Origin of the sequence: Phenylobacterium sp. (assembly GCF_004297125.1) — a bacterium.
Lineage (GTDB): Bacteria > Pseudomonadota > Alphaproteobacteria > Caulobacterales > Caulobacteraceae > Phenylobacterium.
The window spans coordinates 121644-147752 of sequence record NZ_SCVD01000012.1 but is presented as its reverse complement, the minus strand read 5'-3'; the positions used below and the strand labels follow the sequence as shown (position 1 = coordinate 147752).

Below are 26109 nucleotides of genomic sequence, written 5' to 3'. Positions count from 1 at the left end.
GGATGATCTCCCGCATCTTCATCGACCGGCCGGTGTTCGCCTGGGTCATCGCCATCGCGATCATGTTGGCCGGCGTGGCGGGCATGTGGACGCTGTCGGTCGAGCAGTATCCCGACATCGCGCCGCCCTCGGTGAACATCCGCGCCACCTATCCCGGCGCCTCGGCCGAGGTGCTGGAGGCCAGCGTCACCCAGGTGATCGAGCAGCAGCTCACCGGCATCGACGGGCTGATCTACTTCTCGTCCAACTCGAACGCCGCCGGCCAGGTCAGCGTCACGGTGACCTTCGTGAAGGGGACCGACCCCGACATCGCCCAGGTGCAGGTGCAGAACAAGGTGCAGCAGGCGCTGCCCCGGCTGCCGCAGGCCGTCCAGCAGCAGGGCCTGGTGGTGACCAAGTCAAACGCCGACTTCCTGATGGTGGTGTCGATCTACGACGCCAGCGACCGCACCACGAGCGCCGACGTCTCAGACTACCTCGTCTCGCACCTGCAGGAGCCGATCGGGCGGCTGGAGGGCGTGGGCGATGTCAACGTCTTCGGGGCCCAGTACGCCATGCGCATCTGGCTGGACCCGTTCAAGCTGGCCAGCTTCAAGCTGATGCCCAGCGACGTGACCGCGGCGATCGAGGCCCAGAACACCCAGGTCGCCGCCGGCCAGATCGGCGGTCAGCCGTCGCCCGACAGCCAGATGCTGAACGCGACCGTGACCTCGCGCTCGCGGCTCACGACGGTGGATCAGTTCAAGAACATCCTGGTGAAGGCCCAGACCGACGGCTCCAAGGTGCTGCTGGGCGACGTCGCCCGGGTCGAGCTGGGCAGCGAGAGCTACACCACCATCAGCCGGCTGGACGGCCATCCGGGCGCCGGCATCGCCGTGCAGCTCGCCCCAGGCGCCGACGCGCTGAAGACCGCCAAACTGGTGCGCCAGGAGATCGAGCGGCAGGCGGGCGCCTTCCCGCAGGGCTACCGCTACGCCTATCCGAACGACAGCACGGCCTTCATCAAGGTCTCGGTGCGCGAGGTGGTCTTGACCCTGTTCGAGGCGATCGTCCTGGTGGTCATCGTGATGTTCGTCTTCCTGCAGCGCTGGCGGGCGACTCTGATCCCGGCGATCGCCGTACCCGTGGTGCTGCTGGGTACGTTCGGGATGCTGGCCGCCGCCGGCTTCAGCATCAACGTACTGACCCTCTTCGGCCTCGTGCTCTCCATCGGCCTGTTGGTCGACGACGCCATCGTGGTGGTCGAGAACGTCGAACGGGTGATGGCCGAGGAGCCGGGCATTTCCGCGCGCGAGGCCACGATCAAGTCGATGGACCAGGTCCAGACGGCGCTGATCGCCATCGCCATGGTGCTCTCGGCGGTGTTCTTGCCGATGGCCTTCTTCGGCGGTTCGGTGGGCGTGATCTACCGGCAGTTCTCGATCACCATCGTCTCGTCGATGGTGCTGTCCGTGGTCGTGGCGCTGGTCCTGACTCCGGCGCTGGCGGCGACCCTGCTGAAGCCGCCGGGCGAAGAGCATCATGGCAGCAGGCTAGATCGGGCGCTGGCCCGGTTCGGGGACCGCTTCAATAGCTGGTTCGACCGCAACGCCGACCGCTATCGCCGGGGGGTCGCGGCCGTCATCCAGCGGACGTCGCTGGCCCTGGTGGCCTATGCGGGAATCGTGGCCGTCCTGATCGGCGCGTTCTTCATCCTGCCGACCAGCTTCCTGCCGTCCGAGGATCAGGGCCTGGCCCAGCTCCAGTTCACGCTGCCGCCGGGCGCCACCATGGCCCGCACCCTGGCCGCCGCGAAGGCGATCGAGCACTATTTCCTGGCCCGCGAGAAGGACAACGTCGGGGCGATCTACACGGTGATCGGCCAGGGCCAGGCCGGCGCGGGCCAGAACGCCGGCCGCGGCTTCATCTCGCTGCGCCCTTGGGACGACCGCCACGGCCAGGCCAACACCGCCCAGGCGATCACCCGCCGGGCCAGCCGCACGCTGTCGAAGCTCCGCGACGTGCAGTTTTTCGCGCTCAACCCGCCGCCGGTGCGCGGCCTGGGCCAGTCCAGCGGCTTCACCGCGGAGCTGACCAATACCGGCGGCCTGAGCCGGGCCGACTTCAAGGCCCGGGTGGACCAGTTCCTCGACGAGGCCCGGAACGATCCAGTGCTGACCGGGGTGCGGCAGAACTCCCTGGAGGACAACCCGACCCTGCACGTGGACATGGACGAGGAGAAGATCGGCGCGCTGGGCCTGTCGCAGCCGGCGGTGGACTCGACGCTGAGCACCGCCTGGGGCGGCGACTATGTGGACGACTTCGTCGACCGGGGCCGGGTGAAGCGGGTCTATGTCCAGGGCGACTCGCAATACCGCAGCCGACCCGAGGACCTGGGCTCCTGGTTCGTCCGCTCGGCCAACGGGGAGATGGCGCCGTTCTCGTCCTTCGCGCGGTTGAGCTGGGCCCAGGCGCCCGCCAGCCTGCTGCGGTTCAACGGGACCCCGGCCTACGAGATCCAGGGCGACGCCGCCGAGGGCAAGAGCACCGGCCAGGCCATGGCCCGGGTGACCGAGATCGTGTCGCACCTGCCGGGCGTCTCGGTGGCCTGGAGCGGCCTGTCGTACCAGGAGCGGCTCTCGGGCGGCCAGGCGCCCCTGCTGTACGCTATCTCGCTCCTGGTGGTGTTCCTGTGCCTCGCGGCGCTCTACGAGAGCTGGTCCGTCCCGTTCTCGGTCCTGCTGGTGATCCCGCTGGGACTGGTAGGCGCGGCGGTCGCGGTGGCGCTGCGCGGACTATCCAACGACGTCTATTTCCAGGTCGGCCTGCTGACGACCATGGGATTGTCGGCCAAGAACGCCATCCTGATCGTCGAATTCGCGGAGGCGGCCGAGCGGCGTGGCCGGTCCGCCCTGGAAGCCGCCCTGGAGGGCGCGCGGCTGCGCCTGAGGCCGATCCTGATGACCAGCTTCGCCTTCATCTTCGGCGTCCTGCCCCTGGCGATAGCGAGCGGGGCGGGGGCGAGGAGCCGGGTCGAGATCGGCACCGCGGTGATCGGCGGCATGCTGACGGCGACGGTGCTGGCCATCTTCTTCGTGCCGATGTTCTTCGTCCTGGTCCGGCGGATCTTCCCGCGGCGCCGTCGGGAGGCCGCGGCATGAGGCGCCTGGGGGTCCTGCTGGCCACCGCGGCGCTGGGCGGCTGCACGCTGGAGCCCGCCTATGTGCGGCCGGCGCCGGCCGCGCCGGCGACCTGGCCCGTCGGCGCCGCCTATGCGCCCGCGCGGGCGCAGGCCGCGCCGTCCCTGACCTATGCGGAGGTGTTCCGGGATGGCCGCCTCAAGGGCCTGATCGATCGCGCCCTGGCGAGCAACCAGGACCTGGTCGCCGCCCTGGCCAATGTCGAGATGGCCCGCGCCCAGTACCGGGTGCAGCGCGCCGAGCAACTGCCGCACCTGAACGCCACCGCCTCGGCCGACGAAAGTCATGACAAGGACGACACGACCAGGGCACATCAGGCGGGCCTGGAGCTGCCGGCGTTCCAGCTCGACCTGTTCGGCCGGCTGCGCAGCCTGAGCCACGCGGCGCGGGAGCAGTATCTGGCGAGCGAAGCCGGGGCGCGGATGGTGCGGCTGACGCTGGTGGGCGACGTGGCCAACGCCTGGCTGGCGCTGGCGGCCGACCGCAGCCTTTTGGCCATCGCAGGCGACACGGAGGCGAGCGCCCAGAAGACCCTTGATCTGACCCAGGCGCGCCTGGCGGGCGGCGTCGCGCCGCGCGGCGATCTCAGCCAGGCCCAGACCGTGCTTCAGCAGGCGCGCGCTGACCAGGCGCAGCTCACCACCCAGGTGGCTCAGGACCGCAACGCTCTCGAGCTGCTGGTGGGCGGGCGGGTGGCGGATGGCGAACTGCCGGCGAACATCGAGAGCCTCGACGGTAGCCTGGCCGAGACGCCGGCCGGTCTGGACGCCCACATCCTGTTGGGCCGTCCCGACGTGGAGGAGGCCGAACACCAGTTGAAAGCCTCGAACGCCGAGATCGGCGCCGCGCGGGCCGCGTTCTTCCCGTCGATCAGCCTGACCGCCCTGGCTGGAGTCGCGAGCCCCGAGTTGGGTGCGCTGTTCTCGGGCGGGACCTTCAGCTGGCAGGGGCAGGCCGGCGCTTCGCTGCCGATCCTCGCGGGCGGTGCGCTCCGCGCCGGGCTGGACCAGGCCAAGGGCGAACGCGACCTGGCGGTGGCGCAGTACCAGAAGGCCATCCAGGCGGCGTTCCGCGACGTCGCCGACGCCCTGGCCCGCCGCGGCACGATCGCCGACCAGCTCGCCGCCCAGGCGGCCCTCGAGGCCGCCGCGAACCAGAGCTACACGCTATCCGTGGCGCGCTATCGCGAGGGGGTCGATCCCTACCTCAACACCCTGGACGCCCAGCGCACGCTCTACGCTGCGCGGCAGGGGCTGGCCACGACGCGCCTGGCCCAGGCGCAGAACCTCGTGGCGCTGTACGAAAGCCTGGGCGGCGACCCGCTGGTCAGGTCCGCTTCCTGACCGCGGTGTCCAGGCTCCAGACCCCGGGGCCGGCGAACACCAGGTAGAGGAAGATGAAGCAGAACAGGATCGCCGCCTCGCCGCCGTTCAGGGCGGGCCAGAAGCCCTGGCTGCCGTGGGCCATGAAATAGGCCGCCGCCATCTGGCCGGAGCAGATGAACGCCGCGGCGCGGGTGAACAGGCCCAGCGCGATCAGGCCACCCCCGACGACTTCGATCCACGCCGCGGCGAGCAGCAGCGTCGGCAGCGGGTCGGGCGCCCCGGGTTGCGCGGCCGGGAAGTGGAACAGCTTCATCAGGCCATGCTCCATGAAGAGCAGGGCGGCGACGACACGCAGCAGGCTGAGCACCCGCGGCGCCCAGACGGCGAGATTCGGCATCACGTGTTCCTCTTTGTCAGGCGGCGCGGCGAATCTCCGCGTCGACGATCCGCTGCAGGGCGACGTAGTCGGTCTTGCCGGTGCCGAGCACCGGTATCTCCTGCACCTTGATGATCTTGCGCGGCACGGCCAGCTCCGGGGCGCCGATCTGCTGGGCGTGGGCGATCAGGGCGGCGGTGTCGGCGTCGCGGCGATCCGTGACCAGGATCAGCCGCTCACCTTTCTTCGGGTCAGGCAGGGCGACGACGGCGTGGCGGCAGTCGGGCCAGACGGCGGCCGCAAGGTCCTCCGCGGCGGTGAGCGAGACCATCTCGCCGCCGACCTTGGCGAAGCGCTTCACCCGGCCAAGGATCTTGATCCAGTCGTCGTCGCTGAGCGAGACCACGTCGCCGGTGTCGTGCCAACCGCCGGGCAGGGGCTCGATACCGCCGCCGGGGGTCAGGTAGCCCGACATGATGTTGGGGCCGCGCACCAGCAGCTTGCCGCCGCCGGGGATGCCTTCGACCGTTTCCAGCCGGGTCTCGATGCCGGGGAGCAGGCCGCCGACGGTGCCGCGGCGGTTGTCGGTAGGCGTGTTCACCGCGATCACCGGCGAGGCCTCGGTGGCGCCGTAGCCCTCCAGCAGCGGGATCGGTCCGAACTTCTCGGCAATGAGATTGTGGGTCTCCTCCCGCACCTTCTCGGCCCCGCAGACCACGAAGGTCAGGCCGCTGAGTTCATCGGGCGCGGCCGAGCGGGCGTACTGGTTGATGAAGGTGTCGGTGGCGAACAGGACGTTGGCCTTGGTGTCCTTCACCAACGGCGGGATCTGCTTGATGTGCAGCGGCGAGGGGTACTGGAAGGCCTTCAGACCTTCCAGGATCGGCAGTAGCGCGCCGCCGGTCAGGCCGAAGCAGTGGAAGATCGGCAGCGGATTGAAGAATACCCAGTTGGGGTCCAGCGGGATGTGCTGGGCGATCTGGCGGCAGTTAGCCACGAGGTTCGAATGGCTCAGCACCACGCCGCGCGGCGCTCCGAAACTCCCGGAGGTGAACAGGATCACGCCCGGGTCGGAGGGGCTCACCGCGACCCGGAACTGCTTCGGCATCGCGCCTGCGGCCGCCGCGAACAGCTTATCGGACAGCCCGACGGTCTTCCGGACGTCTTCCAGGTAGACGACGTTGGTCAGGGTCTCGAGGGCGTCGATGAGGTCGTGCAGCTTGCCCTGTTCCACGAAACGGTGGGACGTCAGCACGGTCTTGACCCCGGCCAGCTCGCAAGCGGCCTTCAGGTTCCGAATGCCCGCCGTGAAATTCAGCATGGTCGGGATGCGGCCAAAGGCGTGCAGGGCGAAGAACGTCACCACCCCGCCCGAGCTGGACGGCAGCATGACGGCCACGCGTTCCCCCTTTCGGGTGAATGCGGAAATCTTGCGCCCCAGCGCGAACGCCGCGCGGATGAGGTCCGTATAGGTGAGGGGATTGCGCTCCTGGTCCTCCAGGATCGGCTTCTTGGCCCCGTGTTTCCGCGCCGCCCCGATCAGCGCGTCGAAGATTGAGGACTGCGCCTTGGCGCTGTCGAACGCACGCAAGAGCGGCGCCTCCCATGTTATCGTTAGCGGGACCGTATCTGCCCGACGCCCATGTGAAAAGATCGGTAACGGAGCGTGAGGTCGGCGGGCTACGGGTTCTTCGCTTCGCAGGCGTCGTTGCGACCCAACTCACACGCGCGACGGAACAGCTCCAGGGCCCGGGTGGGATTATGCGGCGCGCCGATCCCGCTCGCGTAGAACGCGGCAAGTTCCCCGCAAGCCGTGGCCTCTCCGCCGTCGCAACCGAGGCCGTAGAAATGGATCGCCTGCTTCGGATCGCCAGGCACCCCCTCACCTAGGGCAAACATGTCGCCGAGATTTTTGCACCCGAACGCATCAGCGTCGCCGCACCCACGACGAAACAAATCTAAAGCGATGCCCTTGTTCGTCTCGACACCGATGCCGTTGCGGAACAGTCCTCCCAGGCCGGAACAGGCCGCCGCCACGCCTCGGGCGCACCCGTGTTCATAGAACTGCACGGCCATCGCGGGATCCTTGGGCACGCCTCGACCCTGCACAAGGAGCCCGCCGACGTTCGTGCAAGCTTGCGGAACACCGCGCTGGCACGCGTGGTCATACAACCTCGCCGCCTGGATTTCGTCCTTCGCCACGCCATCGCCGTTTTCGAACATGACACCGGCGTCGGAACAGCCTTCGGCATCACCGAGGTCGCAAGCACGAGCAAGAAGGGCAAAGGTCTGGCTCCTGTCGCGATCAACGGGGCCATCCCGCGCGTACACCTCGGCCAAGTTCCGGCAGGCCTCAGGCGCCCCCCGGTCGCAGGCGTCCTTGAACATTCTGGCGGCCAGCAGCCGGTCCTGTGTCACACCTCGCCCGCTGTCGTACATCACGCCCATGTGCGAGCATGCGATGTTCTCGCCCCGGTCGCATGCCGACCGGTAAAGGGCGAGGGCCTTTGCAAAGTCTTGGGTGACGCCCCTTCCGTCGGCGTATGCGTTGCCGAGGTTGGCGCAAGCCAGCGCATTTCCGCCGTCGCAGGCCATACGGTAGAGCTTCACCGCCCGATCGAGATCGACCCGCACGCCTTCGCCCTTGCGATACGCGGCGCCGAGGTTCGAGCATGCCACTAGGTCGCGCTTCTCGCAGGCTTTGAGGTAGAGTGTCGCCGCCCGGGCGTGATCCAGCGGCCGCCCGTCACCGGTGGCATAGATGTAGCCGAGGCTCGTGCATCCGCCGGGCACACCGCCTCCGCACGCCTTTTCGAAGAGGCTCGCGGCGTATTCCATGTTGCGGGCCACGACTTCGCCTCTGAGGTATAGCGTCCCAAGGTCGGCGCAGGCGGCAAAGCCACCACTGTCACAGGCGTTCTGCATCTGGCTGATCGCCACTTCTGGATCGACGTCCCTAACATCAGCCCGCGCGGGCAAGCCGAACTGAACCAGCCCAACGAAGGCTGCGAAAAGCGCAGCGCGAACGCGCCGGGCCATCGACCTGATACTCATGCTGCCCCCAGCACCCACTCAACCGAGAATTATCCGTGCGGATCGCCACCCGTGCTGTCAATCGTGCGCGCCGGAACACGACGGTGGCTTGATCCGGAGGCCCGGACGGACGATCTAGGGCTCATGGCCGTGGTCATCGACACCCTCAACCAGCGCCGTCCGCGGCATCCCGAGAAGCAGAACCGGCCGGATACGCCGATCCTGCGCAAGCCGGAGTGGCTGCGCGTGCGCGCGCCGGGCTCTCCCGGCTACAACGCCACCCGCGACATCGTGAAGGGCCATGGGCTGGTCACGGTGTGCGAGGAGGCCGCCTGCCCGAACATCGGCGAGTGCTGGTCGAAGAGCCACGCGACCATGATGATCATGGGCGAGATCTGCACACGGGCTTGTTCCTTCTGCAACGTCGCCACGGGCAAGCCGAACCCCCTGGACCCGACCGAGCCCGCCCGTGTGGGCGACGCCGTCGCCAAGATGGGCCTGAAGCACGTGGTGATCACCTCGGTGGACCGCGACGACCTGGCCGATGGCGGGGCGGCCCACTTCGCCGCCGTGGTGCTGGCGATCCGCGCGGCCTCGCCGGACACGACGGTGGAGATCCTGACGCCGGACTTCCTGCGCAAGCCGGTCGCGGCGGTGCATGAGGTGATCGACGCCCGGCCCGACGTGTTCAACCACAACCTCGAGACCGTGCCGCGGCTCTACCTCTCGATCCGGCCCGGCGCGCGCTACTACAACTCGCTGCGCCTGCTGGAGCGCGTGAAGGAGCGCGACCCCACCCAGTTCACCAAGTCCGGCATCATGGTCGGCCTGGGCGAGGCGAAGGAGGAGGTCATGCAGGTGATGGACGACATGCGCTCGGCCGGCGTCGATTTCATCACCATCGGCCAGTACCTCCAGCCCACCCGGAAACACGCGCCGATCGACCGCTTCGTGCATCCCGACGAGTTCAAGGCCTATGAGGAGATCGCCCGGGCCAAGGGCTTCCTGATGGTCTCTGCCAGCCCGCTGACGCGCTCGTCGCACCACGCCGGCGAGGACTTCGCCCGGCTGCAGGAGGCGCGGCGGGCCAAGGAAGCGGCGGCCTAGTCCGGCCTTGCACCATCACGTCTCCCGGGTTCTGCCGTACACGCCGGACCAGCTCTTCGCGCTGGTCGGCGACGTGGACGCCTATCCGGAGTTCGTGCCGTGGATCAGCTCCATGCGCACCTGGAACGGCCGCACCCTGAGCGACGGTGTCGACAGTCTGGATGCGGAGGCCGGCGTCGGCTTCTCCTTCTTGAAGGAGCGCTTCGCGACCCGGGTGCGGCGCGACGCCGGCGAGCGCCAGATCGACGTCAATCTGCTGTCCGGGCCGTTTCGCCGGCTGACCAACCGTTGGCGGTTCATCGAGGACGAGGCCGGAACCCGGATCGAGTTCGACATCGACTTCCAGTTCAAGTCGCGCCTGCTGGAGGGCCTGCTGGCGGCGAATTTCCACGGCGCGGTCGAGAAGCTCATGGGCTGCTTCGAGGACCGGGCGAAGGCGCTCTACGGCGGTCCCTGACGGCGCCAGCCCGTCACGGCCAACAGCACGAAGCCGACCACGAGCACGGCCACCAAGGCCGGTAACTCCTTCGTCGCGCCCAACGCCAGGACGCCGGTGAAAAGCGCGGCTGTGAACAGGGCGATGGGGCCGCGGAAGGGCAGGGCGAACCGGGGTGGCGGCGCGTCCGCGCGGCGCGCCAGGTTCCAGAGCGCGAGGCAGCAGAGCACGTAGCCGGTCAAGCGGGCCGCGGTGGCGATGGTCAGCGCCGTGAGCACGTCGCTCACCATGGCGAATCCGAAGCCGAGCACACTGGAAATCACAATGGCGATATGCGGGGTGCGCCAGCGAGGGTGTACCCGGCCGAGCCAGGGGGGAAGCTGGCCCTGTTCTGATAGCGCCAACAGCATACGGGGCATCGAGATGGTGATGACGAGGATGGTGCCGGCGATCACCGCCAGCGCGCCTGCCGAAACCGCCACCGCGCCGATTGGCCCGAAGAGCTGGCGACCGACCTCGGCCAGCGGACGATCGTTCGCGGCGGGCTGGTCAAGGACGCCCATGCAGACAAGCAGGACGGCTGCGTAGGCGAAGGTCACCGCCAGCACGCCGCCGATCAAGGCGGCGGGCACGTCCCGCTGCGGGTCGCGCGCCTCGCCCGCGACCACCGACCCTCGCTCGAAGCCGGAGTAGGCGAAGAGATAGATCAACATGGCCTGGGCGAACGTGATGGCCCCCGGGATCGGGACGTCGATGGTCAGGCGGTCGGCCTGGACGAACCAGATCCCGCCGGCGGCGAAGGCCAGGACGAAGCCCACCTTCAGCACGATCAGAAGGTTACTGGCCCGCGCCGACTGGCGGATGCCGACCAGCACGATCCCGGTCAGGCCCACGCCCAGGGCTGCGATGGTGAGGTAGCGCGGGAACCCGCTCTCCAGCGTCGGCGCGAAGCCTGCGAGATAAGTCACGAACAGCGCCGACAGCGTCGCCACCGACATGGCCTGACTGAACCACATCAGCCAGCCAACGGCGAAGGCGGGCGAGGCGGGCAAGCCTGCCCGAGCGTAAAGGTATGGGCCGCCAGTGCCGGAGAACCGGCTTGATAAGTCGGCGAAGCACAGGATCAGCGGCGTGAGGGCCAAGGCGGCCGCGCCCAGCACCACGAAGCTCCAGCCGCCCGCCAGCGCATAGACCTTGGCCGGGGCGGCCAGCATGCCCGCGCCGATCATGGCGTTGAGGACGATGCCCGTGAGGTCGCGCCGCCTAAGCGCGCGGAGAAGGTGAGGGGCCTCGCTCAGACGAGTCGGTCCCGCATCATCTGCAGCGCGGCCTGCACGGCGGCGAGTTGAACACCCTCGCGAGTGTCCTGCTCGAAGAAATGCTCCTCATGCACAAGCCGCTGATTGGTGCGGGCGGTGGCGATATGGACGGTGCCGACCGGCTTCATCGGCGTGCCCCCGCCAGGGCCGGCCACGCCGGTGATGGCCACGGCCAGGTGGGCGTTTGAGGCCTCCAGCGCCCCCTCGGCCATCATGCGCGCCACCGGCTCGGACACCGCGCCAAGGTCGGCGATGAGGTCCCCGGGTACGCCCAGCAGCTCCTGCTTGGCCCGGTTGGAATAGGTGACGAAGCCGCGTTCGAAGACATCGGACGAGCCGGCGATGGAACAGATGGCGCCGGCCACCAGCCCGCCGGTGCAGCTCTCGGCCGTGACGATTCGCAGGGACCGTTCCCGCGCCTCGTCGATCAACAGGCGCGCCAGGGTGACGATCTCCAGGTTGAACATCGGCTTGAAGGTCCCTCTACTCGCGCGCCATCACTGAGCATCGCACGTCCCCTTCGATCAAGGCGATTCGAGACCCATGACCACGCTCGCCGCCGGGACGCCGGCCCGCACTGCACCGCCGGCGCTCTTTGCGCTGACCGTGTTCACCAGCGCCGCCCTCGTGTTCCTAGTGCAGCCGATGGTGGCCAAGCTGGTCCTGCCGCTGCTGGGCGGCAGCCCATCGGTGTGGAACACCTCAATGGCCTTTTTTCAGCTCGCGCTGCTGGCCGGCTACTTCTACGCCCACCTGCTACAGCGGATCCCGTCGGTGCGCGGCCAGGCGGTCGCCCACGTCGCCGCCCTGCTCGTGGCGGCCATCGCCCTACCGCTGCGGGTGAATGAGCTGGCCGGTCCGCCGTCGTCCCAGCATCCGAATCTCTGGCTGCTGGCGGTGCTGGGGCTGTCCATCGGGGCGCCGTTCGCGATCCTGTCCGCCACCGCGCCCCTGGTGCAGGCCTGGCACGCGCGCACCATCGGCGCGGCGGAAGGCAAGGAGCCCTACGCCCTCTACGCGGCCAGCAACTTCGGCAGCCTGATCGCCCTGTTGGCCTATCCCGTCGTGGTGGAGCCCCTGACCACGCTCGCGGGCCAGAGGTACGGATGGAGCGCGGGCTATGGGCTCTTCATCCTCGTGATCGGGACGCTGGCCCTGGCGGTCATCCGCGTGCGCTCGGCCGCGGTCCAGAAGGTCCGGGCCACGGCCCCCGCGCCAGCCTGGCGCGAACGGCTGGCCTGGGTGGCGCTGGCGGCGATCCCGTCCAGCCTGATGCTGGGGGTCACCACCCACATCACCACCGACGTGGCCTCCGCGCCCTTCCTGTGGGTCGTCCCGCTGGCCCTGTACCTGGTCACCTTCATCGTCGCCTTCCAGGAAAAGCCGTCGATTTCGCCGGCGCTGACCCTGACGCTGCAGGCCGCGGCCGTGGCGGCGTGCGTGGCGCTGCTGCCCTTCAAGGCCACGACGTTCGCCGTGCAGCTTCCCCTGCACCTGATGGCGTTCTTCCTGACCGCGTTGATGTGCCACCAGCGGCTGGTGGCGCGGCGGCCCGACCCGGCGCACCTGACCGAGTTCTATCTCTGCCTGTCGCTGGGCGGGGTGGTCGGCGGGGCGTTCAACGCCTTCCTGGCGCCGGTGATCTTCAACGACGTCTGGGAATATCCGATCGTCCTGGCGCTCTCGTGCCTGGCCCGGCCGTGGGGCGACCTCAACCGGATCCCCCGCTGGAGCTGGGCGATGCTCACCGTGGGCGTCCTGGCCGCCGTGGCGACGCCGATCGCCGTGACCTTCGCCTCAAACCGCCTGACGACCGAGTCCGTGGTCGGGACGTTCGACCAGTCCGAGCTGTTCGACATGGCGATGAAGACCCTGCTGGTGCTGGCGGTGCTGGCCGCCTTCATGGTCCGCCGCCACGCGCTGCTGTTCTTCGCCATCCTCTCGGTGCTGAGCTATGCTGCCGAGACCGCCGCCGACCGCACCGACACCCAGGCTAGCTGGCGCAGCTTCTTCGGGGTGCTGAAGCGGTCCGAAACCTATGTCCCGAGCATCGGCCAGGTGAAGATGCTGGCCCATGGCACGACCTTGCACGGCGCCCAGGCCCAGGACCCGCGCTACCGCTGCCGACCGATGGTCTACTACACCCCCAGCACGCCGATCGGACAGGTGTTCACGGCCAAGCAGAAAATCTCGTCGGCCCTGCGGATCGGGGCCGTGGGCCTGGGGACCGGATCCGTCGCGGCCTATGTCCGACCCGGCGACCACCTGACCTTCTTCGAGATCGACCCGCTGGTGGTGAAGATCTCCACCGACCCGCGGAACTTCACCTACACGACCGAATGCGCGCAGAGCCCGGTCGACTATGTCATCGGCGACGCGCGCCTGACGGTGGCCAGGCAGCCGGCGGGCAGTTTCGACATCCTGCTGATCGACGCGTTCTCGTCGGACGCGGTGCCGGCGCACCTGCTGACCGTCGAGGCCGTGCGAGGCTACCTGACCAAGCTGAAGCCCGACGGCATCCTGATCCTCCACCTCTCCAACCGGAACCTCGACCTGATGCACCCCGCCCAAGCCGTGGCGAGGGCAGCCGGCGGTTGGTCGCTGGCGCAGAATTACGAGGCCCCGAAGGACGATCCGGAAGGCACCTGGGAATCCTCCGAGGACGCCGTGATCGTGGCGAAGAACAGGGCGGCGCTGGAAGGCTTCATGACCACCCGAAAATGGCGTTGGGGCGATCCCTTCAAGGCTCGGCCCTGGACCGACGACTACACGAACCTCGCCGGCTCGCTGTACGCGAACCTCGAGGCCCGCTGGACCTGGCTACCCTAGGCTAGATCCTAGATCGGCGTCTCGACCGCCACGACGGCCTGGGCCATCAGGCCTTCCTCGCGGCCGGTGAAGCCCATCCCCTCGGTCGTGGTCGCCTTGACGCTGACCCGGTCGATGGGAAGGCCCAACAGCTCGGCGATCCGGCCGCGCATGGCGTCGCGGTGCGGCTTCACCTTGGGGCGCTCGCAGATGAGCGTGACGTCGGCGTTGAGGATGCGGCCGCCGCGCGCCGCCACCCGGCTCACCGCATGAAGCAGGAAGCGGTCCGACGAGGCGCCTTTCCAGCGGGGGTCGGACGGCGGGAAGTGCTCGCCGATGTCGCCGTCGGCGATCGCGCCCAGAACCGCGTCGGTCAGGGCGTGCAGGCCGCAATCGGCGTCGGAATGGCCGATCAGGCCCAGGTCGTGCTGGATGCGGATGCCGCACAGCCAGACGACGTCGCCAGGCCCGAAGCGGTGGGCGTCGATGCCCTGGCCCATCCGCACGATCCGCCGGCCGGCCGAGAGCTGTTCCGCCAGCATGAAGTCCTCGGGATAGGTCAGCTTCATGAGCATCGGGTCGCCTGGGACCATGGCCACGTGGCCGCCCGCGCGTTCCATGACCGAGGCGTCGTCGGTGGGCTCCTCGCCCGCCGGCCACCGGCGGTAGGCGGCCTTGAGCTTGCCGAAGCGGAACGCCTGCGGGGTCTGGGCGCGCCACAGCCCGTCGCGGGAGACCGTCTCGTCCACCAGGCCTTCGCCGCGCTTCAGCGTATCGGGGACGGGCAGGGTGGGGATCGCGCCATCGGCGAGGTCCAGGGCCGCCAGCAGGCGATCCACGTGAGCCCGGCCGACGAAGGGGCGCGCGGCGTCATGGATCAGCACCGGCTGGGCCGCCTTGGCGGTGATCGCCGCGAGCCCCGCCTGGACCGATTCGGCCCGGGTCTTGCCGCCGGTCACGGCTTTCCAGCCATCGAGACCGACGAGAGCCTCGTCGGCGTGCGTCAGACGGTCGCGGGCTACGACGACCACGACCTCTCGAGCCCCCGCCGCCAGCAGGCCTTCCACCGACCAGCGAACCATGGGACGCCCGCCCAGGTCGCGCCACGCCTTGGGCTCGCCGGGCCCAGCCCTAAGGCCGTCGCCGGCCGCCACGATCACCGCGGAGAAACTCATGCCCGTCGCTTTAGGGAACTGCGCCGCTTTGTTCCAGCTTTCGCGCTTTACGTCGCGGTTACATGTGCCTAAAAAGGCGGCGATAGGGGTGACTATTTAATGAGCATCGCGCTCGATATCGGCGGAGTGAAGGTCGGGGGGCGGGTCTGGATCGCGCCGATGACCGGCATATCCGACTTGCCGTTCCGCCGCGCCGCCAGCCGGCTTGGCGCGTCCTATGTCGCGACCGAGATGGTCGCCTGCGCCGAGTTCTCCAAAGGCCGGCCCGACGTGGTGCGCCGCGCCGCGGTTGGCGAGGGGCTGCCGCTGATGGTCGTGCAGCTCGTCGGCCGCAACCCCGTCCACATCGCCGAGGGCGCGCGCCTGGCCGCCGAGGCCGGGGCCGAGATCATCGACCTCAACTTCGGCTGCCCGGCGCGTGAGGTGACCGGTGGCTATGGAGGTTCGGCCCTGATGCGCGAGCCGGAACTCGCCGCCGAGCTGATGGCCGCGGCGGTGGAAGCTGTCGATGTGCCGGTGACCGTGAAAATGCGCCTGGGTTGGGATGACGGCTACCGCAACGCGCCCGAACTCGCCGCGCGGGCCGAGGCGATCGGCGTGCGGGCGGTGACCGTCCATGGCCGCACCCGCTGCCAGTTCTACAAGGGCGCCGCCGACTGGGCCGCCATCCGGCCGGTGAAGGACGCCGTCTCGATCCCGGTCATCGCCAACGGCGACATCGTCGACGGCCCGAGCGCGCGGGCCGCCTTGGCCGCGTCCGGAGCGGATGCGGTGATGGTCGGGCGTGGGGTCTACGGGAAGCCGTGGATCGCGGCGCAGCTCGAGGCCGAGCTGGACGGCCGCGCCTTCGAGGCGCCGGGCGCCGAGGCCCGCCTCGCCATCGCGACCGCGCACCTGCGCGAGAGCCTGGAATTCTACGGCGAGCGCCTGGGCTTGCGGATATTCCGCAAGCACCTGGCCGCCTACATCGAAAACGCCCCCTGGCCAGCCTGTGCTACGGCCCGGAGAGAAGCGCGCGCGGCCCTGTGCCGCCTGGAGGACGCCCGATCGGTCGAGAGGGGGCTGCAAGCCCTCTGGGGACCTCCAGACCACAGGCTGGCTGCATGAGCGGGAAGATCAAGTTTCAGGAAAAGGGCGTCGATATGGACGCCCTGAAGGCCGCGGCCTTCGAGCTCAGTCCGGACCCCGCCCTCGTGGTGGACGCCGAGGGCTCGCTGACGGCGGTCAACGAGGCCGCCGAGGCCTTGTTCGGCCAGGGGCTGGGGCTGCTGGCCCGTGGCCGGTTCCGAGCGGCGCTGCCGCACGGCTCGGCCTTGGTGTCGCTGCTGAACCGCGCCATCGAGGAGGACGCCAGGGTCCGGGAACGCGGCATCCACATCAGCCTCTTCGGCCTGCCGCCGTTCGAGGCCGACGGGGCCGCCGCCCCGCTGGGCGACGGCTCGGTGCTGTTGACCCTTACGGTGAAGAACGGCCTGGGCAACGAGCGCGGCGCCCACGAGGCGGCGGGCCTGCGCTCGCTGGTCGGCCTGGGCCGCATGCTGGCCCACGAGATCAAGAATCCGCTGGCCGGCATCCGGGGCGCGGCCCAGCTCCTGAAGTCCGGAGCCAAGGCCGAGGATGTGCCGCTGGCGCAGCTTATCGTGGACGAAACGGATCGCGTCCGCCGGCTGGTGGATCGGATGGAGGCCTTTTCCGACGACGCCCTGCCCAATCTCGCGCCGATCAACATCCACCAGATCCTGGACCGGGTCCGGGCGCTGGCCACCAACGGCTTCGCCGAGGGCCTGGGCCTGAAGGAGAGCTACGACCCCTCGCTCCCGCCGGTTCCGGGCGACGAGGACCAGCTCATCCAGATCTTCCTGAACCTGGTGAAGAACGCCGCCGAAGCCGCCCACTCGCGTAACGACGGGCGCGGCGAGGTCTCGATCCACACCGCCTATCGTCACGGTGTGCGGGTGCGCTCGGCCAAGGGTCAGGCGCTGCGCGGCGCGCCGTTGGAAGTCCGGGTGGTCGATAATGGCCCGGGGGTGCCGGAGCACATCCGCGAAAGCCTGTTCCAGCCCTTCGTCACCTCCAAGAATAACGGCGCGGGCCTGGGCCTCGCCCTGGTCGCCAAGCTGGTCGCCGGCCACGGCGGCCTCATCGATTTCGAATCGGAGCCCGGCCGGACCGTTTTCCGGGTGCTGCTGCCGATCGCGGCTCACGAGGACGCAACCTAGATGAACGCCGCCTCCAAGAAGATCCTGATCGCCGACGACGACAGCTCGATCCGGTTGGTTCTGTCCCAGGCTTTCACCCGGCTGGGCTATCAGGTCCGCGCCACCGGGAATGCCGCCACGCTCCTGAAGTGGGTGACGGACGGCGAGGGCGACCTGGTGGTCACCGACGTGGTGATGCCGGACGAGAACGTCTTCGACGTGCTGCCGCGGATCAAGAAGCACCGGCCCAAGCTGCCGGTCATCGTGATGAGCGCGCAGAACAACCTGATCACTGCGGTCAATGCGGCGGAGGTGGGCGCGTTCGAGTATGTGCCCAAGCCGTTCGATCTGGACGACATGACCTCGGCCGCGCGGCGCGCCCTGTCGCGGCCGGCCGACGCCGAGGCGTCGAAGGCCCAGGCGCGGGCGGTCCGTGACGACCGCCTGCCGCTGATCGGCCGTTCGGCCCCGATGCAGGAGGTCTATCGGACCATCGCCCGCCTGGTGGGCGCGGACCTGACGGTGCTGATCACCGGGGAGTCCGGCACCGGCAAGGAACTGGTCGCCCGCGCCCTGCACGACATGGGCCGTCGGCGCGACGGCAAGTTCGTGGTCATCAACCTGGCCGCCACGCCCCGCGAACGGGTCGAGACCGAGCTGTTCGGCAAGGACGAGAGCGATCACGGCAAGCTGGTGGACGCGGACGGCGGCACCCTGTTCCTGGACGAGATCGGCGACATGCCGCTGGACGCCCAGACGCGGCTGCTGCGGGTGATCGACGGCTCGGAGCCGACGCTCAACCCGAAGACCAACCGCCGGCCGAACGTGCGGATCATCGCCGCCACCAACCGCGACCTGCGCGCGCTGATCCAGCAGGGACTGTTCCGCGAGGACCTGTTCTTCCGCCTGAACGTGGCGCCGCTGCGCATCCCGCCGCTGCGCGACCGCAGCGAAGACATCCCCGACCTGGCGCGCGCCTTCCTGCTCCGCGCCAACCGCGAGGGGTTGCCGGCCAAGACCATTGACGCCAACGCCCTGGAACGGCTGAAGCGCCACGCCTGGCCGGGCAACGTCCGCGAACTGGAGAACCTGGTCCGTCGGGTCTGCGCGCTCTACGGCGAGGATCTGATCAGCGCCCGGATCATCGAGAAGGAGCTGGCCGACCAGCAGCCCACCGTTCAAGGCCAGGAGGGCCCGGCGACGCTGTCTCAGCTCGTCGAGCAGAAGCTGGCCGGCTATTTCGCCGACCAGCCGGACGGCATTCCGCCGGCCGGCCTCTACGACCGCGTGCTGGAGGAGGTGGAGCGTCCGCTGATCCAGCTCACGCTGGCGGCGACGCGGGGGAATCAGGTCCGCGCGGCCGAGATCCTGGGCCTCAACCGCAACACCTTGCGCAAGAAGATCCACGATCTGGGCGTCGAAATGGCCCGCGGACGCCGCTAGCGGCGCTTGCGGGGCGGCGGCTCGGCCTTGGCCAACCGTTGCCGTGCAGCGCGGCAACATAGCTGTTGATTTTGGGGCACAGGCGCCTAGGCTTCGCGGTTAATGGCGTTGCTTGCGCATCCCGCGTTCCGACATCCGGTCCTGGCCCGCATCCGGAACGCCCTCAGGTCCCGCGTTGTGCTCGGCGTCGGCTACGGCATCGCGGCCGTGCTGACGGGCGTGGCCATCGTGCTCGCCGCCTCGCCGCCCGAGAAAGGCCCGCTCGGGCCGGCCAGCCAACTGATCCTGACGGTCCTGGGCCTCAACCTGATCCTGATCATCGGCCTGATGATCGCCGTCGTCCTGCGGATCATCGAGCTGCTCGACGCCCGCTCCCGCGACGCCGGTGCGCGACTGCACGTCCGCTTCGTGCGCCTTTTCGCCCTGGCGGCGGCCGCGCCGGCGGCGGTGGTGTTCCTCTTCTACGGGGTGCTGGTCACCCAGGGCGTCGAGAACTGGTTCAGCGCCCGCGTCCAGACGGTGGTGGAGAATTCAGCCACCGTCTTCCGATCATATATCGAAGAACAAACCCGGGCGACGGCGGACCGCGTCACGGCGATGGCCCTCGACCTCAATCGCGAGGCGCCGGGCCTGCAGGGGCAGCCGGAGCGGCTGAACGGCGCGCTCCAGGCGCTGGCGTCATACCACGATGTCCCCGCCCTCTACCTGGTGGACAAGCAGGGCCGCATCCTGGCCCAGTCGGAAGCCTCCGGCGCTCCGGCCTACCAGAAGCTGCCGGCGGCCGCCTACGAGTCGGCCGATCAGGGCGAGATCTATGTCCACGCCGACGACGTCATTCGCGCCCTGTATCGCCTGCCGGACTATCGCAACGTCTATGTCTACGCCGTCCGGCCCTTGGGAACCGGCATCGTGGCGCATCTGCGCGAGGCGGAGAGCTCCCTGGTCTCGTACCGTGAGGTCAAGGAGAACCGCGGCCGGGTCCAGACGATCTTTGTCCTGAGCTACGCCGAGACTGCGTTGCTGGTGCTGGTGGGCGCGGTGTGGCTGGGGTTGGCCGCGGCGAACGCGATTTCCGCCCCCGTGGCCCGCCTGGTGCAGGCCGCCGGACGGGTCGCCGGCGGCGACCTGAGCGCGCGCGTGGACGCCGACGCCGACCCGGATGAGATCGCTGTCTTGTCCCGCGCTTTCAATAGCATGACGCACGATCTTCAGGCGCAGCAGGAAGCCTTGCGGCGCGCGGGCGAGGAGGCCGAGGAGCGGCGCCAGTTCATCGAGACGGTGCTGACCGAGGTCAGCGCGGGCGTCATCGGCCTGGATCCGGACGGCCGGATCTCGGTCGCCAACCGCCAGGCGGCCGTCCTGCTGGCCCTGCCCGAGAACCTGGGCCGGGGACGCAAGCTGCCGGATGTGGTGCCGGAGTTCGCCGAGCTGGCCGCGGCGGGTCGGGGCGGCGAGGCGGAGGAGGAGATCGACATCGTGCGCGGGCGCGACAACCGCCGCCTTCGGGTCCGGGCCAGCCAGAGCGAGGGCGGCCTGGTGCTGACTTTCGACGACGTGACCCGGCTGGTGGCGGCGCAGCGCAACGCGGCCTGGCGCGACGTGGCCCGCCGGATCGCCCACGAGATCAAGAACCCGTTGACCCCGATCCAGCTCTCCGCCGAGCGGCTGCGCCGCAAATACCGCAAGGACATCGCCGAATCCGAGCTGGAGACCTTCGACCGCTGCACCGACACCATCGTGCGCCAGGTCGGCGACATCGGCCGGATGGTCGACGAGTTCTCGGCCTTCGCCCGGATGCCGGCGCCCAAGTTCGCGAAGCTCGAAGCCGGCGAGCTGGTGCGCGCCGCGGTCTTCGCCCAACGGGTCGCGAGCCCCGATGTCACCGTCGAGCTGGAGGAGATGTCGGCCGACGCCACGCTCTACGCGGACGGTCGGATGATCGGCCAGGCTCTGACCAATGTCCTGAAGAACGCCGCCGAGGCGGTGGAGGCGCGCCGCGCCAAATCCCCGCGCGCGAAGGGCCGCATCACCACGCGGCTGATCGTGGAGGACGCCTCGGTGTCCATCGAAGTCGAGGACAATGGGGTGGGCCTACCCGCCAAGGACCGTGACCGGCTTACCGAACCCTATGTGACGACCCGCGAGAAAGGCACCGGCCTGGGCCTGGCGATCGTCAAGCGCATTCTGGAAGACCATGGCGGCGACCTGGAACTGGCCGACGCGCGGCGGGGGCAGGGGGCGCTGGCGATCCTGCGCCTGCCGGCGGCGCCGATTCCGCGCGCGGCAAAACCAACCGCGGCCATGACGGCCAAGTGAGGAAGACCTGATGGCGGCTGACGTTCTGGTGGTCGACGACGAAGCGGATATCCGCGACCTGGTGGCGGGGATCCTGACCGACGAGGGTTATGACGTTCGCACGGCGAATGACTCGGAGAGCGCGCTCGCGGCCGTCCGCGCCCGCAAGCCCGCGCTGCTAATCCTGGATATCTGGATGCAGGGCGGCGGGATGGACGGGCTGGAGCTCCTGGACATGGTCAAGGCCCTGGACGCGGACCTGCCGGTGATCATGATCTCGGGCCACGGCAACATCGAGACCGCGGTCAGTTCGATCAAGCGCGGCGCCTACGAATTCCTGGAGAAGCCGTTCAAGTCCGACCGTCTGCTGCTGGTGGTCGAGCGCGCCCTGGAGACCACCAACCTGCGCCGCGAGAACCGCCGCCTGCGCGCCCAGGCGATCACGCCCGAAGGCCTGATCGGCAAGTCGATGGCCGCCCAGCAGCTGCGCCAGATGATCGCCAAGCTGGCCGGGGCCAACAGCCGCGTGCTGATCTCCGGCCCCGCCGGCTCCGGCAAGGAGACCGTGGCGCGCCTGATCCACGACGCGAGCCACCGCGCCCGCAACGAGTTCGTGCCCATCGGCGCGGCCGGGATGACCCCCGAACGCATGGACGTGGAACTGTTCGGCGAGGAGGGCGCGGGCGGCCGCCCGGCCAAGATCGGAGTGTTCGAGCGCGCCCACGGTGGGACGCTCTACCTCGACGAGGCGGCCGACATGCCGCGGGAGACTCAGGGCCGCATCCTGCGCGTCCTGGTCGAGCAGCGGTTCCGGCGGGTCGGGGGCGACGCCGACGTGCAGGTGGACGTGCGCGTGATCTCCTCCACCTCCAAGGACCTGCGCGAGGAGATCTCGGCCGGCCGCTTCCGCGAGGACCTGTTCCACCGCCTGAATGTCGTGCCGGTGAACGTGCCGGGCCTCTCCGAGCGCCGGGAGGACATACCGGAACTGGTCGAGGACTTCATCGCGCGGATCTGCGAGGCCTCCGGCCTGGCGCGGCGCAAGCTGTCGGACGATGCGTTGGCCATGCTCCAGGTCCGCGCCTGGCCGGGCAACCTGCGCCAGCTCAAGAACAATGTGGAACGGATGCTGATCCTGGCCTCGGGCGCGCCCTCCGACCCGATCACCGCCGACATGCTGCCGCCGGAAGCGTCGGTGAACGACCAGTCGTCCTCGCTCGGGGCCGAACGGATCATCGCCCTGCCGCTGCGCGAAGCCCGGGAGGTGTTTGAGCGCGAGTACCTGAACGCCCAGATGCTTCGTTTCTCGGGCAATATTTCACGGACCGCAGCCTTCATCGGCATGGAACGCTCGGCGCTGCACCGTAAGCTGAAGTCGCTGGGGCTCTCGGGGGCCCGGGCGCTGGAAGCCGAGGAGGCCGGAGTTTGACGCGCATTGCCTATGTGAACGGACGCTTCGTCCAAAAGGCGGAGGCCTTCGTCCACATCGAGGACCGCGGCTATCAGTTCGCCGATGCGGTCTACGAGGTCTGGGCTCTGTTCGGCGGCAAGCTGGCCGATCCCGAGGGGCATTTCGTGCGCCTGGAGCGCAGCCTGTCGGAGCTGGGCATCGACATGCCGATGAGCCGGGCGGCGCTGACGACGGTGCTGAAGGAGACCGTGCGCCGCAACCGCATCCGCGAGGGCCTGGTCTATCTCCAGGTCAGCCGCGGCGTCGCGACCCGCGATCACGCCTTCCCGGCCCCCGGGACGCGGCCGGCCGTCGTGATCACCGTGAGCCGGGTGGACCGCGAGGCTTCCGAAGCCCGCGCCGCCAAGGGCGTATCGGTGGTCACCACGCCGGAGAACCGCTGGGGCCGCTGCGACATCAAGACGGTGGGCCTGCTGCCGAACGCGCTTGCCAAGCAGAAGGCCCGCGAGGTCGGCGCGGTCGAGGCCTGGTTCGTCGACGACCTGGGGCTGGTCACCGAGGGCGCCTCCTCCAACGCCTGGATCGTGGATGGCGATGGCATCCTACGGACGCGCGACACCAACGCCAACATCCTGCGCGGCGTCACCCGGCTTTCCCTGCTCGAAGTGGCCCGCGAGGCCGGGCTGAAGGTGGAGGAGCGGCCGTTCACCCCCGACGAGGCGCGGGCGGCGAAGGAGGCCTTCATCACCGGCGCAGGCACCCTGGTGCTGCCGGTGATCGCGGTCGATGGCAAGCCTGTGGGCGATGGTTCGCCAGGACCGGTGGCGTCGAGGCTCCGTCGCCTCTATATCGAGCGCGCGCAGGCGACGGCCATCTAAGTCGAGCCTGCGATTGCAACGGCCGCCGTTTGCGGCTTAGCGTGACCTTGTGTGTGGGCGGATCTTCCGCCCGATCAAAACGAAAAGGCGGAAAGCCGTGAGCGACAAGAAACAAAACCTGCAGGACACCTTCCTCAACAGCGTGCGGAAGTCCAAGACGCCGCTCACCATCTTTCTGGTGAACGGGGTCAAGCTGCAGGGCGTGGTGAGCTGGTTCGATAATTTCTGCGTCCTGCTGCGCAGGGACGGACAATCCCAACTCGTCTATAAGCACGCCATCTCCACCATTATGCCGGCCCAGCCCGTGCAGCTTTACGAGCCGGCCGACGACGAGGCCGATTGAGCACTTCAAAATCTGTAGACCGTGAGGCGCCTGTCCAGCGCGCCCTGGTAATCCATCCGGACCGGGAGGGCCGCGGCTCCGAGCGCCATCCAGAAGCCCGGCTGGAGGAGGCCGCCGGCCTCGCCCTCGCCCTCGACCTCGAGGTCCGCGAGACGATGGTCGTGAATCTTCGCCAGCTCACGCCCGCCACCTTGTTCGGCAAGGGCAAGGTGGAGGAGATCCGCGTGCTGGTGGAGGTGGAGGAGCTGGACGTCGTGGTCATCGACGACGCGCTAACTCCCGTCCAGCAGCGGAACCTGGAGAAGGCGTGGAGCGCCAAGGTCATCGACCGCACGGGCCTGATCCTCGAGATCTTCGCCCGCCGCGCCCGGACGCGCGAAGGCCGCCTGCAGGTGGAATTGGCGCGCCTGACGTATGAGCGCTCGCGGCTCGTGAGGACCTGGACCCACCTGGAGCGCCAGCGCGGCGGCTTCGGGGTCATGGGCGGCCCGGGCGAAACCCAGATCGAGACCGACCGGCGGCTGATCGCCGAGAAGATCCGCAAACTGAAGGACGAGCTGGTGGAGGTGCGCCGGACCCGCACCCTGCAACGCTCGCAGCGCCGGCGTGTACCGTTCCCGACGGTGGCCCTGGTCGGCTATACCAACGCCGGCAAGTCGACGCTGTTCAACCGGCTGACCAACGCCACGGTCGTGGCCGAGGACATGCTGTTCGCGACCCTGGATCCGACCCTGCGCTCGCTGAAGCTGCCGGATGGCCGCCCGGCGATCCTGAGCGACACGGTGGGTTTCATCTCCGACCTGCCGCACGAACTGGTGGAGGCGTTCCGCGCCACCCTCGAGGAGGTCAAGGAGGCCGACGTCGTCCTGCACGTCCGCGACATCGCCAGTGAAGAGACCAAGGCCCAGGCGGCCGACGTCCGCGCCGTGCTGGCGCGCCTGGGCGTGGACATGGAAGAGCGGCGCATCGTCGAGGTCTGGAACAAGGCGGACCTGCTCCCGGCCGAGGCCCGCGACGAGGCCACGCACGACGCCCGCCGCGCTCAGCCGCCGGCCGTGCTCGTGTCGGCGGTGACGGGGCAGGGCTGCGACGACCTGCTGTCGATGATCGCCGGCCTGGTCGACGAGGCTCCGCCGGTGGACGTCTACGCGCCGGCCGGGGAGGGCGCCGCCATCGCCTGGCTCTACCGCCACGGCCGCGTCATCGAGCGGAACGAGGGCAAGGATGGGTCGGTCCGCCTGGCGGTCAGCCTGACGGCCCAGGCCATGGGCCAGTTCGAACAGCTGTTCCCGCAGGCCGAGATCCGAACGCACTGAGCGGAGCGTGGTCCAGCCCTAGGCACGCTCGGCGGCTTTGGCCTCGTCCCAAAGGCCGTCCATCTCCGCCAGGTTCGACTGGTCGGGCGTCTTGCCCCGCTCGGCGAGGCGCCGCTCCACATAGTTGAAGCGGCGGACGAACTTGGCGTTGGTGGCGCGGACGGCGTCCTCGGGGTCCACGTCGAGGGTCCGGGCCAGGTTGGCGACCACGAACAGCACGTCGCCGATCTCACCCTTGGCTTTCTCCAGGTCGCCGGCCTCGATCTCGACCAGCATCTCGCCGACTTCCTCGTGCAGTTTGGCGACCACGTCCTGCACGGTGGGCCAGACGAATCCGACGGTGGCGGCGCGCTTCGACAGCTTCACGGCACGCGTGAGGCCCGGCAGTCCAACCGGCACGTCGTCCAGCAGGCTGGCGGCCTTGCCCTTGCCTGCGCGCTCCGCCGCCTTGAGCTGCTCCCAGCCCTGCTTTTGGTCGTCGAGCGATGCATAGGTCTCGTCGGCGAACACATGCGGATGCCGGCGGATCATCTTGTCGTTGATGGCCTGGGCCACGTCGTCGAAGGCGAAGGCCCCCTGTTCCTCGGCCATGCGCGCGTGAAACACCACCTGCAGCAGCAGGTCGCCCAGTTCCTCCTTGAGGTCCGCCAGATCGCCCCGCTCGATGGCGTCGGCCACCTCATAGGCTTCCTCCACGGTGTAGGGCGCGATGGTCTCGAAGGTCTGTTCCAGATCCCAGGGGCAGCCGTCTTGCGCATCGCGCAGCCGCGCCATGATCGCCAGCAGCCGGTCGATGGGCGCCAGGTCGGCGGGCGGGGCAGGACGGGTCATGGGGCCAACTCGAAAAGGAAACGGCGCGCGGCGATCAGACCGCGCGCCGCATCGTGTAGCAAGCTATGCGCGCGGGGTTCAGCGGCCGGCGACTTCCTGGCCGCGGGCCAGCCGCCGAGCGAAGCGGTCGAAGGTCCATTCGGCGTCGCTCCAGATCCAGTTGGCCCTGGACTGACGGATGTCGGTCTCGAACCACTGGTACTTGATCGGGCTCTCGGTCCCGTCGGCGGCGATCATGCGGCCCTCGATAGCCGCGCCGCCGACGCCGAAGCTCTCGAACGACAGGCCGGGCGTGTCCCCAAGCTGCTTGAAGGTCGGGCGGTTGGGCTTGACGTCGGTGAGCACCAGTTCGACGCGCGCGCCGTCGTAGATGGGCTTCTTCGCGAGTTGCGCCGTCACCGACTCGCGCAGATCCTTGGTCAGGAACTCGGCTTCGCGCAGGCCGTAGGTCTTCTCGAACTTCTTCTGCAGCTCGGGCCCGACGGCGACATTGACCGAGGCGGGAGCGGCAAGGACGGTCGTGGCGCTGGCGAGCAGGGCGGCGGCCGTGAGGGCGAGGAGGCGCATGGGGAGGCTCCGATCCACCAACAGTAATTACTAAACATAGATAAGGCGCCGACCTTCGAGTCACAAGGC

The 26109-nt window shown here is 69.1% G+C and carries 21 protein-coding genes; 13 read left to right on the top strand and 8 right to left on the bottom strand.

Features of this window, described 5'->3' with window-relative positions; genetic code table 11:
* Window positions 1–2: 2 nt before the first annotated feature.
* Together EPO51_RS06460 and EPO51_RS06455 are read left to right on the top strand one after the other, a co-directional pair.
* A complete protein-coding gene (locus EPO51_RS06460; RefSeq protein WP_293347496.1) occupies window positions 3–3140 on the top strand; it encodes an efflux RND transporter permease subunit in 3138 nt (1045 codons plus the stop codon).
* Window positions 3137–4522, top strand: a complete 1386-nt coding sequence (locus tag EPO51_RS06455; protein ID WP_293347493.1) for an efflux transporter outer membrane subunit — start codon at window positions 3137–3139, stop codon at window positions 4520–4522. The genes EPO51_RS06460 and EPO51_RS06455 overlap by 4 nt, the downstream gene beginning before the upstream one ends.
* Here EPO51_RS06455 and EPO51_RS06450 read toward each other — a convergent pair.
* The 3 genes from EPO51_RS06450 to EPO51_RS06440 all read right to left on the bottom strand — a co-directional run bounded on the left by EPO51_RS06450 (window position 4506) and on the right by EPO51_RS06440 (window position 7934).
* Window positions 4506–4901 carry a DoxX family protein gene (locus tag EPO51_RS06450; protein ID WP_293347490.1) on the bottom strand — a complete coding sequence of 132 codons (396 nt, stop codon included), beginning with the start codon at window positions 4899–4901 and terminating at the stop codon, window positions 4506–4508. The two genes, EPO51_RS06455 and EPO51_RS06450, sit on opposite strands and share 17 nt — an antisense overlap.
* Before the next feature lie 16 nt (window positions 4902–4917).
* Window positions 4918–6471, bottom strand: coding sequence for an AMP-binding protein (locus EPO51_RS06445; RefSeq protein ID WP_293347487.1), 1554 nt, complete (start codon window positions 6469–6471; stop codon window positions 4918–4920).
* Window positions 6472–6560: 89 nt separating this feature from the next.
* A complete protein-coding gene (locus tag EPO51_RS06440) occupies window positions 6561–7934 on the bottom strand; it encodes an SEL1-like repeat protein (protein WP_293347484.1) in 1374 nt (457 codons plus the stop codon).
* Between the two features lie 123 nt (window positions 7935–8057).
* Between EPO51_RS06440 and lipA the strand changes: the two genes are divergently transcribed.
* Window positions 8058–9020 (top strand): lipoyl synthase, encoded by a 963-nt coding sequence (gene lipA / locus EPO51_RS06435; protein WP_293347481.1) that lies wholly within the window; start codon window positions 8058–8060, stop codon window positions 9018–9020.
* Window positions 9021–9027: 7 nt separating this feature from the next.
* Entirely contained in the window at window positions 9028–9477 is a 450-nt protein-coding gene (locus tag EPO51_RS06430; RefSeq protein WP_293347478.1) for a type II toxin-antitoxin system RatA family toxin, read from the top strand.
* Here the strand turns inward: EPO51_RS06430 and EPO51_RS06425 are convergent.
* Together EPO51_RS06425 and EPO51_RS06420 are read right to left on the bottom strand one after the other, a co-directional pair.
* Window positions 9462–10700 carry an APC family permease gene (locus EPO51_RS06425; protein WP_293347728.1) on the bottom strand — a complete coding sequence of 413 codons (1239 nt, stop codon included), beginning with the start codon at window positions 10698–10700 and terminating at the stop codon, window positions 9462–9464. The genes EPO51_RS06430 and EPO51_RS06425 overlap by 16 nt on opposite strands.
* A 50-nt stretch (window positions 10701–10750) precedes the next feature.
* Window positions 10751–11242, bottom strand: coding sequence for a CinA family protein (locus EPO51_RS06420; RefSeq protein ID WP_293347475.1), 492 nt, complete (start codon window positions 11240–11242; stop codon window positions 10751–10753).
* A 76-nt stretch (window positions 11243–11318) separates the two neighbouring features.
* Here EPO51_RS06420 and EPO51_RS06415 point away from each other — a divergent pair, with 76 nt between their 5' ends.
* Complete coding sequence (locus EPO51_RS06415) at window positions 11319–13604, top strand: spermidine synthase (protein WP_293347473.1); 2286 nt, start codon at window positions 11319–11321, stop codon at window positions 13602–13604.
* Window positions 13605–13612: 8 nt separating this feature from the next.
* Here the strand turns inward: EPO51_RS06415 and EPO51_RS06410 are convergent, their stop codons facing one another.
* On the bottom strand, window positions 13613–14758 hold the full coding sequence (locus EPO51_RS06410) for a bifunctional 2-C-methyl-D-erythritol 4-phosphate cytidylyltransferase/2-C-methyl-D-erythritol 2,4-cyclodiphosphate synthase (protein WP_293347470.1): 1146 nt from the start codon (window positions 14756–14758) through the stop codon (window positions 13613–13615).
* A gap of 99 nt (window positions 14759–14857) precedes the next feature.
* On the opposite strand from EPO51_RS06410, the gene dusB reads away from it, so the two are divergent.
* From dusB to hflX, 8 genes are all read left to right on the top strand, one after another.
* A complete protein-coding gene (gene dusB, locus EPO51_RS06405; RefSeq protein WP_293347467.1) occupies window positions 14858–15865 on the top strand; it encodes a tRNA dihydrouridine synthase DusB in 1008 nt (335 codons plus the stop codon).
* Entirely contained in the window at window positions 15862–16977 is a 1116-nt protein-coding gene (locus EPO51_RS06400) for a two-component system sensor histidine kinase NtrB (RefSeq protein WP_465246591.1), read from the top strand. Before dusB ends, EPO51_RS06400 begins: the two co-directional genes overlap by 4 nt.
* Window positions 16978–18399 carry a nitrogen regulation protein NR(I) gene (gene ntrC / locus EPO51_RS06395; protein WP_293347464.1) on the top strand — a complete coding sequence of 474 codons (1422 nt, stop codon included), beginning with the start codon at window positions 16978–16980 and terminating at the stop codon, window positions 18397–18399.
* 102 nt (window positions 18400–18501) lie between these two features.
* Window positions 18502–20715 carry a sensor histidine kinase NtrY-like gene (locus EPO51_RS06390; RefSeq protein WP_293347461.1) on the top strand — a complete coding sequence of 738 codons (2214 nt, stop codon included), beginning with the start codon at window positions 18502–18504 and terminating at the stop codon, window positions 20713–20715.
* Window positions 20716–20725: 10 nt separating this feature from the next.
* On the top strand, window positions 20726–22123 hold the full coding sequence (gene ntrX, locus EPO51_RS06385; protein WP_293347458.1) for a nitrogen assimilation response regulator NtrX: 1398 nt from the start codon (window positions 20726–20728) through the stop codon (window positions 22121–22123).
* Window positions 22120–22983 (top strand): D-amino-acid transaminase, encoded by an 864-nt coding sequence (locus EPO51_RS06380; RefSeq protein WP_293347455.1) that lies wholly within the window; start codon window positions 22120–22122, stop codon window positions 22981–22983. The genes ntrX and EPO51_RS06380 overlap by 4 nt, the downstream gene beginning before the upstream one ends.
* A 97-nt stretch (window positions 22984–23080) precedes the next feature.
* Window positions 23081–23326, top strand: a complete 246-nt coding sequence (hfq, locus tag EPO51_RS06375; RefSeq protein ID WP_111274395.1) for an RNA chaperone Hfq — start codon at window positions 23081–23083, stop codon at window positions 23324–23326.
* Window positions 23323–24642, top strand: coding sequence for a GTPase HflX (gene hflX / locus EPO51_RS06370; RefSeq protein ID WP_293347440.1), 1320 nt, complete (start codon window positions 23323–23325; stop codon window positions 24640–24642). Before hfq ends, hflX begins: the two co-directional genes overlap by 4 nt.
* Before the next feature lie 18 nt (window positions 24643–24660).
* On the opposite strand, the gene mazG is transcribed toward hflX, so the two are convergent.
* A complete protein-coding gene (mazG, locus tag EPO51_RS06365) occupies window positions 24661–25473 on the bottom strand; it encodes a nucleoside triphosphate pyrophosphohydrolase (protein ID WP_293347437.1) in 813 nt (270 codons plus the stop codon).
* A gap of 78 nt (window positions 25474–25551) precedes the next feature.
* Window positions 25552–26040 carry a hypothetical protein gene (locus EPO51_RS06360; protein WP_293347434.1) on the bottom strand — a complete coding sequence of 163 codons (489 nt, stop codon included), beginning with the start codon at window positions 26038–26040 and terminating at the stop codon, window positions 25552–25554.
* Window positions 26041–26109 lie beyond the last annotated feature (69 nt).

What these genes read in the sequence shown, in the direction of transcription:
- EPO51_RS06460 (WP_293347496.1), top strand. Translation starts at nt 3, where the DNA reads ATGATCTCCCGCATCTTCATCGACCGGCCGGTGTTCGCCTGGGTCATC.
- EPO51_RS06455 (WP_293347493.1), top strand. Translation starts at nt 3,137, where the DNA reads ATGAGGCGCCTGGGGGTCCTGCTGGCCACCGCGGCGCTGGGCGGCTGC.
- EPO51_RS06450 (WP_293347490.1), bottom strand. Translation starts at nt 4,901, where the DNA reads ATGCCGAATCTCGCCGTCTGGGCGCCGCGGGTGCTCAGCCTGCTGCGT.
- EPO51_RS06440 (WP_293347484.1), bottom strand. Translation starts at nt 7,934, where the DNA reads ATGAGTATCAGGTCGATGGCCCGGCGCGTTCGCGCTGCGCTTTTCGCA.
- lipA (WP_293347481.1), top strand. Translation starts at nt 8,058, where the DNA reads ATGGCCGTGGTCATCGACACCCTCAACCAGCGCCGTCCGCGGCATCCC.
- EPO51_RS06420 (WP_293347475.1), bottom strand. Translation starts at nt 11,242, where the DNA reads ATGTTCAACCTGGAGATCGTCACCCTGGCGCGCCTGTTGATCGACGAG.
- EPO51_RS06415 (WP_293347473.1), top strand. Translation starts at nt 11,319, where the DNA reads ATGACCACGCTCGCCGCCGGGACGCCGGCCCGCACTGCACCGCCGGCG.
- EPO51_RS06410 (WP_293347470.1), bottom strand. Translation starts at nt 14,758, where the DNA reads ATGAGTTTCTCCGCGGTGATCGTGGCGGCCGGCGACGGCCTTAGGGCT.
- dusB (WP_293347467.1), top strand. Translation starts at nt 14,858, where the DNA reads ATGAGCATCGCGCTCGATATCGGCGGAGTGAAGGTCGGGGGGCGGGTC.
- EPO51_RS06400 (WP_465246591.1), top strand. Translation starts at nt 15,862, where the DNA reads ATGAGCGGGAAGATCAAGTTTCAGGAAAAGGGCGTCGATATGGACGCC.
- ntrC (WP_293347464.1), top strand. Translation starts at nt 16,978, where the DNA reads ATGAACGCCGCCTCCAAGAAGATCCTGATCGCCGACGACGACAGCTCG.
- EPO51_RS06390 (WP_293347461.1), top strand. Translation starts at nt 18,502, where the DNA reads ATGGCGTTGCTTGCGCATCCCGCGTTCCGACATCCGGTCCTGGCCCGC.
- ntrX (WP_293347458.1), top strand. Translation starts at nt 20,726, where the DNA reads ATGGCGGCTGACGTTCTGGTGGTCGACGACGAAGCGGATATCCGCGAC.
- mazG (WP_293347437.1), bottom strand. Translation starts at nt 25,473, where the DNA reads ATGACCCGTCCTGCCCCGCCCGCCGACCTGGCGCCCATCGACCGGCTG.
- EPO51_RS06360 (WP_293347434.1), bottom strand. Translation starts at nt 26,040, where the DNA reads ATGCGCCTCCTCGCCCTCACGGCCGCCGCCCTGCTCGCCAGCGCCACG.